The sequence below is a fragment of the Catellatospora sp. NPDC049609 genome (assembly GCF_040675365.1).
Taxonomy (GTDB): Bacteria; Actinomycetota; Actinomycetes; order Mycobacteriales; family Micromonosporaceae; genus Catellatospora.
The window spans coordinates 1-16,185 of the sequence record NZ_JBFAOU010000177.1; the positions used below are offsets into that span (position 1 = coordinate 1).

The window sequence follows — 16,185 nt, forward strand, 5'->3', positions numbered from 1 at the left end:
GTGAACCCGGCGCGAGGGCCGCGTGATCTTCGTGCGAGGCGAGCTCATCGGCCGCGGCGGGTCGCCGACCGGATCGTCCGGTTGCTCACCGCCCCGGCCCCGCCCGGCCATCCGCCGGGCGGAGGCCTCGATCATCCGACTTGCCGGGCAGATGGGCGTATTCGCGCCCAAGATACGCACAGGTGCCTGGCAAGTCGGGTGATCATGGGGTTGGGCGGGGGGACGAAAGTGGGGGGTGGTCTCGTCGGTGGGGACGAACTAGGGTGGCCGTCCTGCTCCTATGTTCGGACGGTGCTCACCACGGTGAAGGCGAACCTGCGCTCCCAAGCGACCCTCGGCCGCGTGCTCGACGACCTCGGCGCGACCCTGCTCGAGCTCGTGCACGGCGATCCCGACGCGGCGGGCGACATCGGCGGCGTCGCCATCCACGATCCGCTGGAGGAGCCCGTGCTGCCGCAGCGCGCGCTGGTGCTGGGCGTCGGGCTGCGCGCACCGGACGAGGTCGCGCGGCTGCTGCGTACGCTCGGCGCGCAGGACGCGGCGGGGCTGGTGCTGCGGGCGCCGGTCGCGCGGGACGAGGAGCTGGCGCGGGCCGCCGCCGAGTCGGGCGTGGCGCTGCTCGCGCTGACCCGGGGCGCGTCGTGGGCGCAGCTGGCCGCGCTGCTGCGGGCGATGCTCGCCGAGGGCGACGTCGGCGACCCCGAACGGCAGACCATCGGCGGTATGCCCTCAGGCGACCTGTTCGCCCTGGCCAACGCGGTCGCCGCGCTGCTGGACGCGCCGGTGACGATCGAGGACCGCAGCTCGCGGGTGCTGGCGTTCTCCGGCAGGCAGGACGAGGCCGACCCGTCCCGGGTGGAGACCATCCTGGGCCGCCAGGTGCCTGAGCAGTACTCGCGCCTGCTGACCGAGCGTGGCGTCTTCCGCGACCTCTACCGCAGTGACGAGCCGGTGTTCGTCGAGCCGCCGGGCTCGCCGGGCGGGTTCACGGTGCCGCGCGTCGCGGTGGCGGTGCGCGCCGGCGACGAGGTGCTCGGCTCGATCTGGGCCGCAGTACGCGAACCGCTCAGCCCCGAGCGCAGCCAGGCACTGCGTGACGCGGCCCGCCTGGTGGCGCTGCACATGCTGCGCATCCGGGCCGGGGCGGACGTGCAGCGGCGGTTGCGGGCCGACCTGCTGGCCACCGCGCTGGAGGGCGGCGCCGGGGCCCGCGAGGCACTGCACCGTCTGGGCCTGGCCGATCAGCCCGTGGTCGTGCTGGCGCTGGCGACGCTGCGCTCGGCGCGCGGCGAGTCGCTGGGCGCCGACGTCAACCTGGCCACCGAGCGCCAGCGGCTGGCCGACGGCCTGGCCATGCACCTGACCGCGGTGCACCCGCGCTGCGTCGCGGCGCTGGTCGGCGATGTGGCGTACGGCCTGATCCCGGTCGCGCGCGACGGCGACGGCGAGCAGCGGGCGCTGCGCATCGCCACGGACTTCCTGGATCGGGTCGGCGACCGGGTGCGCGCGGTGATCGGCATCGGCTCGGTGGCGGCCGACGCGGGCGGGCTCGCCGAGGCGCGCGCCGGCGCGGACCGGGCGCTGCGCGTGCTGCGTTCCGGGTCGGCGGGCGGCGGGCACCGGGTGGCGCGGCTGTCCGACGTGCACGTCGAGTCGCTGCTGCTGGAGCTGCGCGACCTGGTCGCGGCACGGGGCGACCGGCCCACCGGGCCGGTCGCGCGGCTGTTCGCGTACGACGAGCAGCACAACGCGAGCCTGGTCGACACGCTGCGGGCGTGGCTGGACGCGTTCGGCGACGTGATCGCGGCCTCGGCGGCGATGTACGTGCACCCGAACACGTTCCGCTACCGGCTGCGCCGCCTGGCCGAGGTCGGCGGCCTCGACCTGACCGACCCGGAGGCTCGCTTCGCCGCCATGCTGCAACTGCGCATCCTGCCGCCCGGCGGCCGCCGCGCCACCGAGCCCGCACAGCCGTAGGAGGCGGGCGCCGGCCTGTCGCAGCCGCCCGACCACGTGCTCGACGTCGTCGCCACCGGGCGCGCGCGGCGTCGGCCCCGGGCCAGGTCGGCGGCGGCCGCCGGGGAGCAGCCCGGCGCACATGTGTGCTACAACCTTCGCGTGACCGCGACACCTCCTCAGCTCAGCCATCTCGTCGCCGCCTCCGACGGCGAGGTGCGGGTCACGCTGTCCGGCGAGGTCGATCTCTCGGTCGCCGACGAGCTGCACGGCTGGCTCACCGGGGCGGCGGGTGATCATCCTGGGCTGCCCGTGGCGGTGGACATGGCGGCCGTGACGTTCATCGACTCGTCCGGGATCCGGGCGCTGGTGCGGGCCCGCGCCGACGTCACCGCGACGGGCGGCGGCCTGCGGCTGGTCAACACCGCTGGGATGGCGCTGCGGGTGCTGCAGGTCGCCGGGGTGTACGCGCACCTGAGCGGCGATCCCGCCGAGTGAGGGGTGCGCCGCCCGGGACGTGAGCCGACCTCGCTCACGGCAGGGTGCGGCTGCTACCTTCGCACCGTGCACCTGCAGGTAGTCGTGGTCGTGGAGCCTCTCCATGCGCCCGCGCCGCCGGTGCTCGCGCCATGAGGACGGGCGCGGCCGCCGGTCATCGCGGCTTCTTCCACGAGGCGGCGTTCCACCACTCCGACGAGGAGTTCCTGGCGGTCGTCGTGCCGTTCCTGACCGGCGCGCTGGCAGCGGGCGAACCCGCCGTGGCCGCCTTCGCGCCCGTCAAGCAGGGGCTGCTGCGGGACGCGCTGGGGCCGCGCAGCGGCGTGCTGTTCATCGACGGCGACGCGCAGTACGCGCGGCCCGCGGTGGCGATCAGGCAGTACCGGCAGCTGTTCGCCGACCTCGTCATGCGCGGCGCCACGCAGATCCGGGTCAGCGGTGACGTGCCGCATCCGGGCGTCGGCGTGCCGTGGGAGTGGTGGGCGCGTTACGAGGCGGCCGTCAACAACGCCTGGGACGACTTCCCGGTGTGGGGCCTGTGCCCGTACGACACCCGGATCACGCCCGCAGGTGTGCTGGAGCAGGTGCGCCGTACCCACCCGTTCGTCGCCGCCGGCGGCGGCCACCATCGCAACCCGGCGTACCAGGACCCGCACGGCTTCCTCCGCGGGGTCGAGGCGTGGCGCGACCCGCTGGAGCACGCCCCGCCCGCGGTCGAGCTGTGCGACCCGGACCCCGGCGCTGCCCGCGACGCCGTCGCCGCGCTGCGGCAGGCCGCCCGGATCGGCGAGGACGACCTGCAGGGCCTGCTGCTGTCGGTGAGCGAGGCGGTGACCAACGCGCTGATGCACGGCCGGGCGCCGGTGCGGCTGCGCGCCTGGACCGGACCGGGGCGGCTGGTCGTCACGGTCACCGACACCGGAGCAGGCCCCGTCGATCCGATGACCGGGCTGGTGCCCGCCGCCGGTCCCGGCGGCATGGGCATGTGGCTGGCCCACCAGCTGTGCGCGTACGTCTCGCTGCAGCGTGCGGCGGACGGGTTCACGATCCGGCTCGTCGCGGGGCGGCTCGGCGGCTGAGCGGGGCGGCCCGCCGACTGGTGTCCGGCCGGAGGCTGGGCGACAATCCTGCGGTGAAGCGCGGCGCCGCTCCGGGCACGGCGTCGGACTTCGTGCATGCGGGCCGCTGGCGGCCCGCGCCGCCGTCCCGCCCCCGAGACCCCAGGAGCAGCTACGTGTCCGATGTAGATGTCGAGCCGGTGTCCGCGTCCCCGGACGAGGTCCCGCCCGCCGAGCCGCAGGCACCGGAGCCGGCCGCGCCCTGGTGGCGCGGCGAGCGGCTGCCGTACGCCCTGACCGGCGTGCTGCTGCTGGTGATGACCTGGTTCACCGTCGCGCAGGGCCGCTTCCACGGCCGCACCTACGACGAGTACATGCAGGACGACTACGGCGCCCGGGTGCTGAAGTTCTACCTGTCCGGCACGGAGGACCGCTCCTTCCTGGACTTCCCGGACTACCTCTACATGCCGCAGCACGGCGCCGGGTTCGAGCTGATCGTGGCGTTCTTCCAGCACCTCACCGGTGAGGTGTGGCAGACCCGCACGCTGGTCAACGGACTGTTCGGCGTACTCGGCATGCTGATCATCGGGTTGGCGGCCCGGGAGCTGGCCGGTCGCGGGCTGACCGGGGCGTGGGCCGGGTTCGCCGCGGCGCTCGGGCTCGCGCTCTACCCCCGCTACACCGGCCAGATGATGAACAACTCCAAGGACATCCCGCTGGCCGTGGCGATGGTGCTGGTGCTGTGGCTCGTGCTGCGGCTGATGCGGCGCTGGTCGGAGCCGGACCGGCGGGGCGAGGTGGTGGAGTTGGGCGCGATCGGCGCGGCCATCGGGTTCGCCGCCTCGATCCGGGTCAACGCGCTGCTGTGGTTCGGCCTGCTGGCGCTGGTGTCGGCCGGTTACTGGGTGCGGCACGGGCGGCGGCTGCGCGGCCGGGAGCTGCGCTCGGAGATCGGCAACCAGATCACCGCCGCGCTGGCCATCGGCACCACGGCGTACCTGGTGATGTCGCTGCTGTGGCCGTACCTGCTGACCAACCCGGTCGAGGGGCTGTTCGCGTCGGTCGAGTCGATGGCGAAGTACGACTGGGACAACGAGATCCTGTTCGGCGGCGAGATGGTCCGCTCGACGCAGCTGCCCTGGTACTACGCGCCCTGGTGGCTGGTGATCGGCTCGCCGCTGCCGGTGGTGGCGCTGACCGCCGCCGCAGTGGTCGCCGGGGTCGTCGCGCTGGCCCGCCGCAGGGCGGTGGACGGCCGGATGCTGCTGGTCGGGGCGTACATCCTGCTGCCGCTGGCGCTGATCATCGGCGCGCACTCGACGCTCTACAACAGCCTGCGCCAGTTCCTCTTCGTCGCGCCCGGCCTGATCGTGCTGGCCGCGGTGCTGCTGGTGCGCTGGATCCGCGGCGCCTTCGCGTCCGGTCGGACCGCGCTGGCCTGGGCGCTGCTCGGCGCGGCGGTGCTGGGCCAGGCCGAGGTGGTCTACGCCTCCGCGCGCATCTACCCGTACGAGTTCTCGTACTTCAGCCCGCTGGTCGGCGGCTACACCGAGGCCCGGCACGACTACGAGAGCACCTACTACGGCTCGTGCACCCGGGCGGCGGCGGTGTGGCTGGGGGAGAACCACCGGACCTACACCACCGACCCGGCGCCCACGTTCCGCGACGAGCACCAGTGGAACTCGCTGGCCGAGGTGGACCTGCCGGACAACTTCGTCTCCGTCGGCGACGGCCAGCCGTACTTCCGGATCACCACGCAGGAGCCCGGACCCGGCTACCGCGAGATCCACGCGGTGCTGGTCGAGGGCGAGCCGGTCTGCCGCGTCTCGGTCGTCGAGTACGCCCCGGGCGGCTGAGCCGCCGCTTTCCGTCGAGGCCCTGTTCGTGCTGCTCGGAGCGGCGTGAACAGGGCTTTGATCATGGGTGGCGGAGTGGGTTATCGGCGCCGCGGCGTGGGGTATCCGGGCGCCATGACCCTCAACGAGAACGCGGACATCGACACCAGCCAGGTGACCGACGCCCGAGGGAGCGGGGGCGGCGGTCGGGGCGGCTTCGGCGGCTTCGGCGGCGGCGGCATCCCGATCCCGACGGGCGGCGGCCTGATCGGCACGCTGCTGGTGATCGGCCTGGCGCTGGCCGGGGCGTTCCTCGGCCCGCAGATGCTCGGCGGCGGTGGCGAGGCCGGCGGGCCCGGTGTGAGCGAGACCTGCTCGACGGCGAACCCCGACCGCCTCGACCATGCCGAGTGCCGCAACGCCCTCTACATCAACTCGATCCAGGCGTACTGGCGCGAGGCGATGCCGGAGACGTTCGGCCAGCCGTACCAGCAGACCGACACGGTCTTCTTCTCCCAGGCCGTGAACACGGCGTGCGGGTCGGCCGACAGCGGCGTGGGGCCGTTCTACTGCCCGGCCGACAACCAGGTCTACATCGACCTCTCCTTCTACGACGAGCTGGCCAGCCGCTTCGGCGCCGACGGGCAGTTCGCCCAGCCGTACGTGCTCGCCCACGAGTACGGCCACCACCTGCAGAACCTGCTCGGCACGTCCGAGCAGGTGCAGCGCGAGTCCCAGCGCGACCCCGGCAACGCCAACGCGCTGTCGGTGCGGCTGGAGCTGCAGGCCGACTGCCTGGCCGGGGTGTGGGCCAAGCACGCGACCGAGACCGAGGACGCCAAGGGCCAGCCGATCTTCAAGTCGATCACGCAGCAGGACATCGACCAGGCCCTCGAAGCGGCGGCCGCGATCGGTGACGACAAGATCATGGAGCGCTCCGGCGCCCCGGTCGACGAGTCGAAGTTCACCCACGGCACCGCCAAGCAGCGCAGCGACTGGTTCAACACCGGCTACCGCACCGGTGACGGCCGCCAGTGCGACACCTTCTCGAAGGGCATCTGACGCCGCCTGCTCCTGAGCGAAGCTCCGTTCCTGCAGCTCCAGCCGCAGGGACGGAGCTTCGATCATGAAGGGAGAGGGCTTGCGGCATGCGGAAACCGGTTACTAGAGTGACCGGATCTGATCATCGGGGAGGACCGCCGTGAACCCTGTACGTCTGGCGCTGATCGGCGCCGGTGACCGCGGCAACGCATACTCGCGCTGGGCGCTGGCGCACCCCGACCGGGCCGCCGTGGTCGCCGTCGCCGAGCCGGACGCCGAGCGCCGCGAGCGGTTTGCCGCCGCCCACGCCATCGCCCCCGCCGCCCGGTATCGGGACTGGCGGGAGCTGCTGGCCGACGCGTCACTCGACGTCGACGCGGTCCTCATCGCCACCCAGGACGCCGGGCACGCCGACCCGGCCGTCGCCGCCGCACGCCGCGGCCTGCACATCATGCTGGAGAAGCCGCTCGCGCCCACCCCCGAGGAGTGCGTACGCATCGTCGACGCCATCGCCGAGGCGGGCGTCATGCTCGCCGTCTGCCACGTGCTGCGGTACGCGCCGTACACGCGGCTGGTGAAGGGCCTGCTCGACGCCGGGGCGATCGGCGAGGTGGTGTCGGTGCAGCACCACGAGCCGGTCGGGTACTGGCACCAGGCGCACTCGTTCGTGCGCGGCAACTGGCGCCGCGAGGACCTGTCCAGCTTCATGCTGCTGGCCAAGTCCTGCCACGACATCGACTGGCTGCAGCACGTCGTCGGCCGCGACATCGCCCGGGTGTCGAGCTTCGGCGGGCTGCGCCACTTCCGCCCCGAGCACCGGCCCGCGGGCGCCGCCGACCGCTGCCTGGACTGCGCCGTCGAGCCGGACTGCCCGTACTCCGCGCCCCGGCTCTACCGCGACCGGCTGGCCCGGGGCGAGCACGGCTGGCCGCTGAGCGTCGTCACGCCCGTGTTCACCGAGCAGGCGCTGACCGCCGCGCTGCGCGAGGGCCCCTACGGGCGCTGCGTGTACGCCTGCGACAACGACGTCGTCGACCACCAGGTCGTGGCGATGGAGTTCGCCGGCGGGGTCAGCGCCGTGTTCACGATGAACGCCTTCAACACCGGCGGCCACCGGCGCACCCGGATCTTCGGCACCCGCGGCGAGCTGGTCTGCGAGGGCACCTCGGTGACCGTGCACGACTTCGTCACCGGCGAGGCGACCAGCCACGACCCGGCCACGGCGGGCGGCGCCGACGCGGCCGGCGGGCATGGCGGCGGCGACGCGGGCCTGATGGACGCCTTCACCGCGGCGGTGGCCACCGGTGACCGCGGCCGCATCCTGTCCGGCCCGGCGCAGACCCTCAACTCGCACCTGGCCACGTTCGCCGCCGAGCGGGCCCGGCACGAGGGCCGTGTGATCACCGTCGAGCGGCCGGGCACCACCACCGCACCCGCCCCGTCGTTTCAAGGTTAGGCTCGCCTGACACCGGCGGCCGTGGTCGTCGGGGGTGGAGTGATGGTCGACAGCGGGTCACCGCGGGTGCGCGCGGTGGAGTACGCGACTCGGGACCTGGAGGTGGCACACCAGGTCCTGCGGGACACGTACGTCGACCATCGGCACCGGCTCGTCGGGGCGGGCGGGGAGTTCGCCTACCGCCAGCAGACGGTCAGCGCCGGTGAGCTGGCGATGGACAGCGTCCGGCACTCCGCCGCCGTGGAGGCCAGCGCCGATCCGCTGACCTACCTCATGTTCGCGGTGCCGATGAGCGCCGGGATCACGATCCGGGCCGGGCGGGCCGAGCTGCGCCCGCTGCGGGGTGACGCGTTCCTCTACCCGACCGGGGTGCCCTTCACCGTCCGCTGGGCCGAGCTGGACGTGCGGCTGCTGCGCCTGCCCGTCGAGCGGGTCGCCCGGGTCGCCGCCCGCGCCACCGGCATCGCCGTCGCCGACTTCCGCTTCGACGGCATGTCGCCGGTCTCCGCGCAGGCCGCACGCCACTGGCGCGACACCATGGCCTACCTCTACCACGTGCTGTCCGCGCCGGACTCCGCGCTGGCCAACCCGCTCGTGTACGCGACCGCGGTCGACCTGGCCGCGTCCGTCGCGGTGGCGACGTTCCCGAACACGGCCGGCTCCCTCGGGCACCTCGCGGAGCCGGGGCGGGTCGCGCCGGCGGCGCTGCGCCGGGCCGTGGCGTACATCGACGCGCACGCGCACGAGCCGGTCACCGTCGAGGACATCGCCGAGGCGGCCGGGATCTCGTCGCGCGGGCTGCAGGCCGCGTTCAGCCGGCACGCGGACACGACGCCGATGGCGTACCTGCGGCGCGTCCGGCTCGAACGGGCGCACCGCGACCTGCTGGCCGCCGACCCGGCGCGCGGCGACACCGTCGCCGACGTGGCCCGCCGCTGGGGCTTCGCGAGCCTGAGCAGGTTCGCCGCGGTGTACCGCGAGGAGTACGGCCGCTCACCCCGGCACACCCTGCGCACCTGAACCCAGCCGTGAGATGCCACCAACCGGCGCGGCGGTCCGGCCGGTACTTCCCAGAGGACGACCGATGGGGAGGTACGGGTGCGAGGCCGAATCGCGATCACGGCAGTGGGGCTGCTGCTGGTGGCCGGATGTGCAGCACCGGAGCTGGAGGCGGCGCCCGCGCAGCCGTCCGTGCTCCGGGTCGAGCTGGCCAACGGGCCGGACCGGCCGCTGCCGACCGAGATCCGCCTGCCGGGTGGTGGCGGGCGGCACCCGCTGGTGGTGTTCGTGCACGGCTACACCTGCCACGTCGCCGAGTACGAAGACCTGCTCACGCACTGGGCGCGGGCCGGGTTCGCGGTGGCCGCGCCGACGTTCCCGTACACCCACGGCGGCGCCGCGCAGCTCGACGTCATGGACCTGCTGCACCAGCCGGCCGACGTCACCGCCGTGCTCGACGCGCTGCTGACCCGTGCGGCACAACCGGGTGACCCGCTGCACGACCGGCTCGACCCGGACCGGATCGTCGCCGGCGGCCACTCGCTCGGCGGTATGACCACCGTCGGAGCGCTCGGCAGGTGGCGCGACCCGCGGCTCAGGGCCGGGATCGTGCTGGCCGGCAGCGCCCGCGACGTCGGCACGCAGTTCCGGGGCGAGCCCGCGCCGCTGCTGTTCGTGCACGGCGTGGCCGACAGCGTGGTCACGCTCGACCAGGGCCGCGCCGCGTACGACGCCGTGCCCTGGCCGAAGGCGTTCCTGACCCTGCCGCAGGGCACCCACCGCAACCCGTTCATGTCCACCTTCGACCCGGACTGGGCGCGCGTCGCCGAGGCGACCACGGACTTCCTGCGCTGGCGGCTGACCGGTGACGCCGCGGCGCGCGCCAGGCTGGCCGCGCTGGGCACGGACTTCGAGGACCGCCTCGGCTGAGGCTCAGGGGCGCAGGTGGCTGCTGTCGGAGCGCCGTGTGATGCTGGGGTCGTGAAGCACGTCTTCGACGCCGAACTGTGGCTGTGGGACGCCCGCCGCGACGAGAGCTGGACGTTCGTCAGCCTGCCCGCCGACGTGTCCGAGGAGATCCGCGAGCTGGCCGTCGGGCCGCGCCGGGGCTTCGGCGCGGTGAAGGTGCGGGTCACCGTCGGCACCAGCGCCTGGGCGACGTCGATCTTCCCGGACAGCGCGCGCGGCTGCTACGTGCTGCCCGTCAAGCGCGCCGTGCGCCGGGCGCAGGGCCTCGACGTGGGCGACACCGCGTCCGTGACACTCGAACTCGTCGACCCGTGACGGCCACCTGGGAGCCGGCGACCGGCGTGCTCCGGCTGCCGTCCGGCCGGCTGGTGCGCGGCCGCGGGCTGCGCCGCCCGCTGCCGGAGGGCGCGCGACCGCGGTTCGGGGTGTACCTGCTGGGCCATGAGCCGCCCGCCGTGGCGTGGCCCGCGCGGTGGGTGCGCTGGCGCGACTTCTGGCTGCCCGCCGACCCGCCGGCCTTCCGCGAGGTGCTGGGCGAGGTGCTGGCCAGGGCCGCGTCCGAGCGGGTCGAGGTCGCCTGCGCCGGCGGGCGGGGCCGGACCGGCACCGCGCTGGCCTGCCTGGCCGTGCTCGACGGGGTGCCCGCGAGCGAGGCGGTGGGCTGGGTGCGGGCGCACTACGACCGGCGGGCGGTGGAGACGCCGTGGCAGCGGCGCTTCGTGGAGCGGTTCGGCACCCGCTGATCAGGGGTGTCGCCGGGGCGGCGCGGGCAGTGGCAGACGCCGAACCCGGTCAAGTTCCTGGCGTTCAACCTGCCCTATGTGCTCCTGCCGCTGCTGCTCCTGGTGCGAATGCGCAAGCCGGAGCCGTTCGCCCGCCGGTTCTGAGAGACTGGTGGCGGCGCGGCCGGCATGCGCTCGGCGGCGTCCCGGCATACGGTGAGGGCATCGATCTGATCCGATCCGGGAGGGAACGAAACGTGAGAACGCGTCACCACCGTGCGCTCGTCATGCTCGCCGCCACCGCCCTGGCCTCGACTGTCCTCACCGCACCGGCGGCCGCCGGCTCGCCGTCACCGCCGCCGTCCGCGCCGCCGAAGCAGCCGACCGCGGTCGGGTACGGCGGCGCCGTCGCCACCGTCGACGCCGACGCCACGGCCGTGGGCCTGGAGGTGCTGCGCCGGGGCGGCAACGCTGTCGACGCCGCGATCGCCGCGGCGGCCACGCTGGGCGTGACCGAGCCGTTCTCGGCCGGCATCGGCGGCGGCGGCTTCCTCGTCTACTACAGCGCCCGCGACCGGCGGGTGTACACCATCGACGGTCGCGAGACCGCGCCGATGTCGATGACCGAGACCGCGTTCGTCGACCCGGCCACCGGCCTGCCCTACGCGTTCCCCGAGGCCCGCGTCAGCGGCATCTCGGCCGGGGTGCCCGGCACCCTGGCGACCTGGGAGAAGGCGCTGCGCCGCTGGGGCACCACCGAGCTGTCCGACGCGCTGCGCCCGGCGGCGAAGGTCGCCGACAAGGGCTTCCTCGTCGACACCACGTTCCGCACCCAGATCAGCGACAACGCGGCCGCGTTCGGGCAGTTCTCGTCCACGGCCGAGCTGTACCTGCCGGGCGGGCAGCCGCCCGCGGTCGGCTCGGTGTTCCGCAACCCCGACCTCGCCGACACCTACCGGCAGATCGCCCGCCACGGCACCGACGTGTTCTACCGCGGCCCGGTGGCGCGCGACATCGTGGACACCGTGCAGCACCCGCCGGTGGCCGAGGTGCCCGTCGGCACTTGGGCGTACCCGATCCGCCCCGGCGCCATGGCCCTGTCCGACCTGGCCGCATACCGGGTGCGCACCCCCGACCCGACCCGGATCCGTTACCGCGGTTACGACGTGTACGGCATGCCGACCCCGTCCAGCGGCGGGCAGGCCGTCGGCGAGGCGCTCAACATCCTGGAGCAGACCGAGCTGAGCGCGCTGACCCGCACCGAGGCGCTGCACCACTACCTGGAGGCCAGCGCGCTGGCCTTCGCCGACCGCAACCGCTACGTCGGCGACCACACGCCCCGGGCCACGGTGGACGAGCTGCTGTCCGACGGGTTCGCCAAGGAGCGGGCCTGCCTGATCAATCCGGTGCAGGCGCTGGTCAAGCCGGTCGGTCCGGGCCAGCCCGACGGCTCGTACGCCGGCTGCGCCGCGCTCGCGCCCAGCGCCGCGGTGCTCGAAGGCCAGTCGACGACGAACCTGACGGTCGCCGACCGCTGGGGCAACGTGGTCGAGTACACCCTGACCATCGAGCAGACCGGCGGCAACGGCATGGTGGTGCCGGGCCGCGGCTTCCTGCTCAACAACGAGATGACGGACTTCAACTTCACCCCGACCCAGGGCACCGCGCCCGACCCCAACCTGCCCGGTCCGGGTAAGCGTCCGCGCAGCTCGATGGCGCCGACCATCGTGCTCGCCGACGGCAAGCCGGTGCTGGCCGTGGGCACGCCCGGCGGCTCGACGATCATCACGACCGTGCTGCAGATCCTGGTCAACCGGCTCGACCTGGGGATGACCCTGCCGGAGGCGGTCGCCGCCGCGCGGGCGACCCAGCGCAACACGGCGTCGGTGCTGGCCGAGGCGGAGTTCGCGCCGCAGATCCCCGGATTGACCGCGCTCGGGCACGTGTTCGGGCCGAGTCCGGAGATCGGGGCGGCCACCGGGATCGAGTTCCTGGGGCACGGGAAGCTGCTCGCGGCGGCCGAGCCGGTGCGCCGGGGCGGCGGCGCCGCGGGCGTGGTCCGGCCCGTGCCGGGGTCCTGACGCGCCCCGTTTTTGAATAGACGTTGGCCTATCTGGATGACAAAACGAAGATCGAAGTCATCCGGATAGGCCAACGTCTATGACAAGGCGCTGCCGCCGCGGCGCCGGCCGTGGGCGGCTCGGCCGTGGGCGGCGAGGTTGCGGTCCGGCTGCGTCCGGCTGCGGCCGCGTGCGGCCGGGTGCGGGTGCGGCGCGTCAGGCTGCGGGTGCCGCCTCGGCGAGCAGGCGGGCGAGTTCGGCGGGCTTGGTGAACATGGGCCAGTGTCCGGAGTCGATGTCGACGAGGTCGAGGTGCTTGGCGCGGGCCAGCTCCGGCAGGTCGCCCCCGGCGATCCACTCGCGGGCCTCGTCGGGGGTGAACTCGGGGCACACCAGCAGCACCGGCACGTCGTACCGCCGCTCGTCGCTCAGTCGGACCACGCCCTTGGACACCGCCCCGGGGACGGGGACCGTCCCGGCCGCGATCGACTCGCGGGCCTGGTCGTCGAGGTCCGCCGCGTCGGGCCCCTCGAACGGCCCCCAGCCCGGAAATGCCATCACACCGTCCTTCACCTCGAAGAAGTCGGCGTACGTCTGCCCGTCGGCCTTGGGAAAGCCGCCGATGAGCGCGAGCTTGGCGACCCGCTCGGGCCGCGCGTCGGCGGCCAGCCAGGCCAGCGTGCAGGCGGCGGAGTGGCCCACCACCATCGGCTCGCCGGACGCTTCGTCGACGGCCGCGAGCACCGCCGCCACCTGGTCGTCGAGGGTCGCGGTGGTCGCGCCGTCGCCCTGGCCGGGCAGGGTGACCGGCACGGGGCGGTGGCCGAGCTTCTCGAGCTCGGCGGCGACGGCGTCCCAGGCGGTGCCGTCCAGCCACAGGCCGGCGATGAGCAGGATGTCCATGGTGTTGCCTTTCTCCAGCGGGTGGATCGCGTTCGGAGTACCACGCTAGAACCAGATCCGGACGATCTGCTTCCGGTTCGTCACGCGAGCGCCTAGGCTGCCGGGGTGCCGCACGAGATCAGCCCGACCGCCCGGGCCCTGCTCGCCCTGGAGATCCTGCAGACGCGCCCCGGCACGACGGCCGAGCAGCTCGCGGAGCGGCTGGGCGTGACCGAGCGCGCCGCGCGCCGCTACGTCGGGATCCTGCGGGAGGCGGGCATCCCCGTCGAGTCGGCCCGGGGACCGCACGGCGGATACCGGCTGCGCCGCGGGACGCGGCTGCCTCCGGTGGTGTTCACGCAGGCCGAGGCGCTCGGGCTGGTCATGGCGGTGCTCGACGGCCATCCCGCGGCGGCCGCCCCGGACGACCCGGTCGGCGCCGCGCTGGGCAAGGTCGTCCAGGCCCTGCCCGAGGCCGTGGGCAGGCACGCGGCCGCGCTGTGGGAGCACGCGGCGGCCACGCCCGACCGGCACGCCGCGCGGCCCGATCCGGCGACCACCAGCGCGCTCGTCTCCGCCGCCGCGGCCCACCGCCGCCTGCTGGTCACGTACCGCAGCGGGAGCGGCCGGGAGTGGGAGGCCGAGGTGGACCCCTGGGCGGTCGTGGTCCGGCACGGGAGGTGGTACCTGCTGTGCCACTCCCATCAGGCGGACGCGGTGCGCACCTACCGGGTCGACCGGGTGCGCGCCGTCCGGCAGACCGGGCACGGGTTCACCCCGCCCGAGGGCCTCGACCCGGTCGCCGCGCTGGAGGAGAACCTCGGCGTCGGCTGGGAGTACACCACCCGGGTGGTGTTCGACGCGCCGTTCGCCGAGGTGGCGCCCTGGATCGGGTCGCCCATGGGCCGGCTGGAGCCGTCGGGTGACGGGTGCGTGCTCGTCGGCAGCACGGGCAACCCGGCGATGTACGCGCAGGAGTGGCTGGCCGCCGTACCGTTCGCCTTCCGGGTCGAGGGCGGACCGGAGCTGCGTGCCGCGGTCGAGGTGGTGGCGGCGAGGTTCACCGCCGCACTGGGCGGGCCGCCGCTGGCTCCCGCGGGACACGCTCCGGGCGCCGAACCGAAGGCTGCGGCGGAGCCGCCGCGGCGGGTCGGCCGGCAGCGGCAGGTCGGCGAAATCGCGCAGGAGGAGCGGCGCCGAGCGGGATCATGAGAGCGTGACGAAACCGCCCGACCGGGACACCGTGCGGTGAGCCGGCGCAGCACCGCGTCGCTGCCGCCGCGGCCGGGTCCGCCGCCCCGGATGTCCATCCCGGTGCCGCACGTGTCGTTCCCGCTGCAGCGCTTCCTGGCCACCGAGGCCGGCAGCGGCGTGCTGCTGCTGATCGCCACGGTGGCGGCGCTGATCTGGGCGAACATCCCCGGCGGCGGCTACGAGGCGTTCTGGCACACCGAGGCGTCGGTGCGTGTCGGCGAGCTGGCGCTCGACCTGGATCTGCGGCACTGGGTCAACGACCTGGCGATGGCGCTGTTCTTCCTCACCGTCGGCCTGGAGATCAGCCGCGAGATAACCGTCGGCGAGCTGCGCCGCCCCCGGACCGTGGTCGTGCCGGTGCTGGGCGCGATCGGCGGTCTGATCCTGCCGGCGCTGATCTACATCGCGTTCAACCCGTCGCCGCCCGGCCTGCACGGCTGGGGCGTGCCGATCTCCACGGACACCGCGTTCCTGGTGGGCGTGCTGGCGCTGTTCGGGCCGCGCTGCCCGGACCAGCTGCGGCTGTTCCTGCTGACGCTGGCCATCGCCGACGACATCGGCGCGATCGTCGTGATGGCGGTCTTCTACACCGCGACCGTGTCGGTGCCCGCGCTGCTGGCCGCGCTGGCGCTGACGCTGGTGCTGTTCGGGCTGCGCTGGGCCCGGGTCTGGCAGCTGCAGCCGTACGTGGTGATCGGCATGCTGCTGTGGGTCGCGGTGTTCGCCTCGGGCGTGCATCCGACGCTGGCCGGGGTGGTGGTCGGCCTGCTGGTGCCCGCGACGCCCGTCGGGCCGGAGCAGGCCGACCGGTTGCGCTTCTACGGCCGCGCCGTGCTCGAACGCGCCGACGCGATGCGGGCCCGGCTGGCCGCCGCGGCGGTGCGCGCCACGGTGCCGCCCAACGACCGGCTGCAGCAGGCCCTCCACCCGGTGAGCGCGTTCCTGGTCATCCCGGTGTTCGGGCTGGCCAACGCCGGTGTCCGGCTCGACGCCGAGACGCTGCGCCGGGCGGTGACCTCCCCGATCACCATCGGCATCGTGGTGGCACTGGTCGCCGGCAAGACCGTCGGCATCAGCGCGGGTGCGGCGCTGGGGCTGCGTACCGGCTGGGGCGAGCTGCCCGGCCGGGTGCGCTACGGCCACCTCATCGGCGGCGCGCTGCTGGCCGGCATCGGCTTCACTATCTCGCTGTTCATCGCGGACCTGGCCTTCGACGACCCGATCCTGCAGGCCGAGGCGAAGATCGGCGTGCTGGCCGGATCCCTGCTGGCCGCGGTGCTCGGCTCGGTGGCGCTGCGCTGTCTGGGCGAGCGCCTGCCGCTGTGCACCATCGACGACGACGAGGCGATGCCCGAGCTGCCGACGGGCCCGTGGCGCGACCCCAGCCTCGGCCAGCGCTGACACCCGTCCGGCGGACACGCGCCACCGCGCCGGCCGCGTCGCGCGAGGCTCCGC

General features: G+C 74.3%; 15 protein-coding genes. 14 read left to right on the forward strand and 1 reads right to left on the reverse strand.

Annotated elements, in window-relative coordinates:
- The first annotated feature begins 291 nt into the window (after positions 1-291).
- The 12 genes from AB0J67_RS32650 (at position 292) to ggt (ending at position 12,615) form a co-directional block, all read left to right on the forward strand.
- Positions 292-1,977 carry a helix-turn-helix domain-containing protein gene (locus tag AB0J67_RS32650; protein ID WP_363488125.1) on the forward strand — a complete coding sequence of 562 codons (1,686 nt, stop codon included), beginning with the start codon at positions 292-294 and terminating at the stop codon, positions 1,975-1,977.
- Positions 1,978-2,118: 141 nt separating this feature from the next.
- Positions 2,119-2,454, forward strand: coding sequence for an STAS domain-containing protein (locus AB0J67_RS32655; protein WP_363488128.1), 336 nt, complete (start codon positions 2,119-2,121; stop codon positions 2,452-2,454).
- Positions 2,455-2,585: 131 nt separating this feature from the next.
- Positions 2,586-3,533 (forward strand): sensor histidine kinase, encoded by a 948-nt coding sequence (locus AB0J67_RS32660; protein WP_363488130.1) that lies wholly within the window; start codon positions 2,586-2,588, stop codon positions 3,531-3,533.
- Positions 3,534-3,688: 155 nt separating this feature from the next.
- The gene (locus AB0J67_RS32665; RefSeq protein ID WP_363488132.1) at positions 3,689-5,368 is read left to right on the forward strand and encodes a hypothetical protein; all 1,680 of its coding nucleotides are present in this window, start codon (positions 3,689-3,691) and stop codon (positions 5,366-5,368) included.
- 114 nt (positions 5,369-5,482) lie between these two features.
- Positions 5,483-6,409 (forward strand): neutral zinc metallopeptidase, encoded by a 927-nt coding sequence (locus AB0J67_RS32670; protein ID WP_363488134.1) that lies wholly within the window; start codon positions 5,483-5,485, stop codon positions 6,407-6,409.
- Positions 6,410-6,548: 139 nt separating this feature from the next.
- Positions 6,549-7,844 carry a Gfo/Idh/MocA family oxidoreductase gene (locus AB0J67_RS32675; RefSeq protein ID WP_363488136.1) on the forward strand — a complete coding sequence of 432 codons (1,296 nt, stop codon included), beginning with the start codon at positions 6,549-6,551 and terminating at the stop codon, positions 7,842-7,844.
- Between the two features lie 42 nt (positions 7,845-7,886).
- A complete protein-coding gene (locus AB0J67_RS32680) occupies positions 7,887-8,864 on the forward strand; it encodes an AraC family transcriptional regulator (protein ID WP_363488138.1) in 978 nt (325 codons plus the stop codon).
- 78 nt (positions 8,865-8,942) lie between these two features.
- Positions 8,943-9,773, forward strand: a complete 831-nt coding sequence (locus tag AB0J67_RS32685) for an alpha/beta hydrolase (RefSeq protein WP_363488140.1) — start codon at positions 8,943-8,945, stop codon at positions 9,771-9,773.
- Positions 9,774-9,824: 51 nt separating this feature from the next.
- The gene (locus AB0J67_RS32690) at positions 9,825-10,127 is read left to right on the forward strand and encodes a DUF1905 domain-containing protein (protein ID WP_363488142.1); all 303 of its coding nucleotides are present in this window, start codon (positions 9,825-9,827) and stop codon (positions 10,125-10,127) included.
- On the forward strand, positions 10,124-10,555 hold the full coding sequence (locus AB0J67_RS32695; protein ID WP_363488144.1) for a protein phosphatase: 432 nt from the start codon (positions 10,124-10,126) through the stop codon (positions 10,553-10,555). Before AB0J67_RS32690 ends, AB0J67_RS32695 begins: the two co-directional genes overlap by 4 nt.
- 6 nt (positions 10,556-10,561) lie before the next feature.
- Positions 10,562-10,699: a hypothetical protein gene (locus tag AB0J67_RS32700; protein WP_363488146.1), complete on the forward strand. Its 138-nt coding sequence runs from the start codon at positions 10,562-10,564 to the stop codon at positions 10,697-10,699.
- A 122-nt stretch (positions 10,700-10,821) separates the two neighbouring features.
- On the forward strand, positions 10,822-12,615 hold the full coding sequence (gene ggt, locus AB0J67_RS32705) for a gamma-glutamyltransferase (protein WP_363488154.1): 1,794 nt from the start codon (positions 10,822-10,824) through the stop codon (positions 12,613-12,615).
- 195 nt (positions 12,616-12,810) lie between these two features.
- On the opposite strand, the gene AB0J67_RS32710 is transcribed toward ggt, so the two are convergent.
- Entirely contained in the window at positions 12,811-13,497 is a 687-nt protein-coding gene (locus AB0J67_RS32710) for an alpha/beta hydrolase (protein WP_363488148.1), read from the reverse strand.
- Positions 13,498-13,602: 105 nt separating this feature from the next.
- Here AB0J67_RS32710 and AB0J67_RS32715 point away from each other — a divergent pair, with 105 nt between their 5' ends.
- Both AB0J67_RS32715 and nhaA read left to right on the forward strand, forming a co-directional pair.
- Positions 13,603-14,688 (forward strand): WYL domain-containing protein, encoded by a 1,086-nt coding sequence (locus AB0J67_RS32715; RefSeq protein WP_363488150.1) that lies wholly within the window; start codon positions 13,603-13,605, stop codon positions 14,686-14,688.
- Positions 14,689-14,724: 36 nt separating this feature from the next.
- Positions 14,725-16,131 carry a Na+/H+ antiporter NhaA gene (nhaA, locus tag AB0J67_RS32720; protein WP_363488152.1) on the forward strand — a complete coding sequence of 469 codons (1,407 nt, stop codon included), beginning with the start codon at positions 14,725-14,727 and terminating at the stop codon, positions 16,129-16,131.
- Positions 16,132-16,185: the final 54 nt, after the last annotated feature.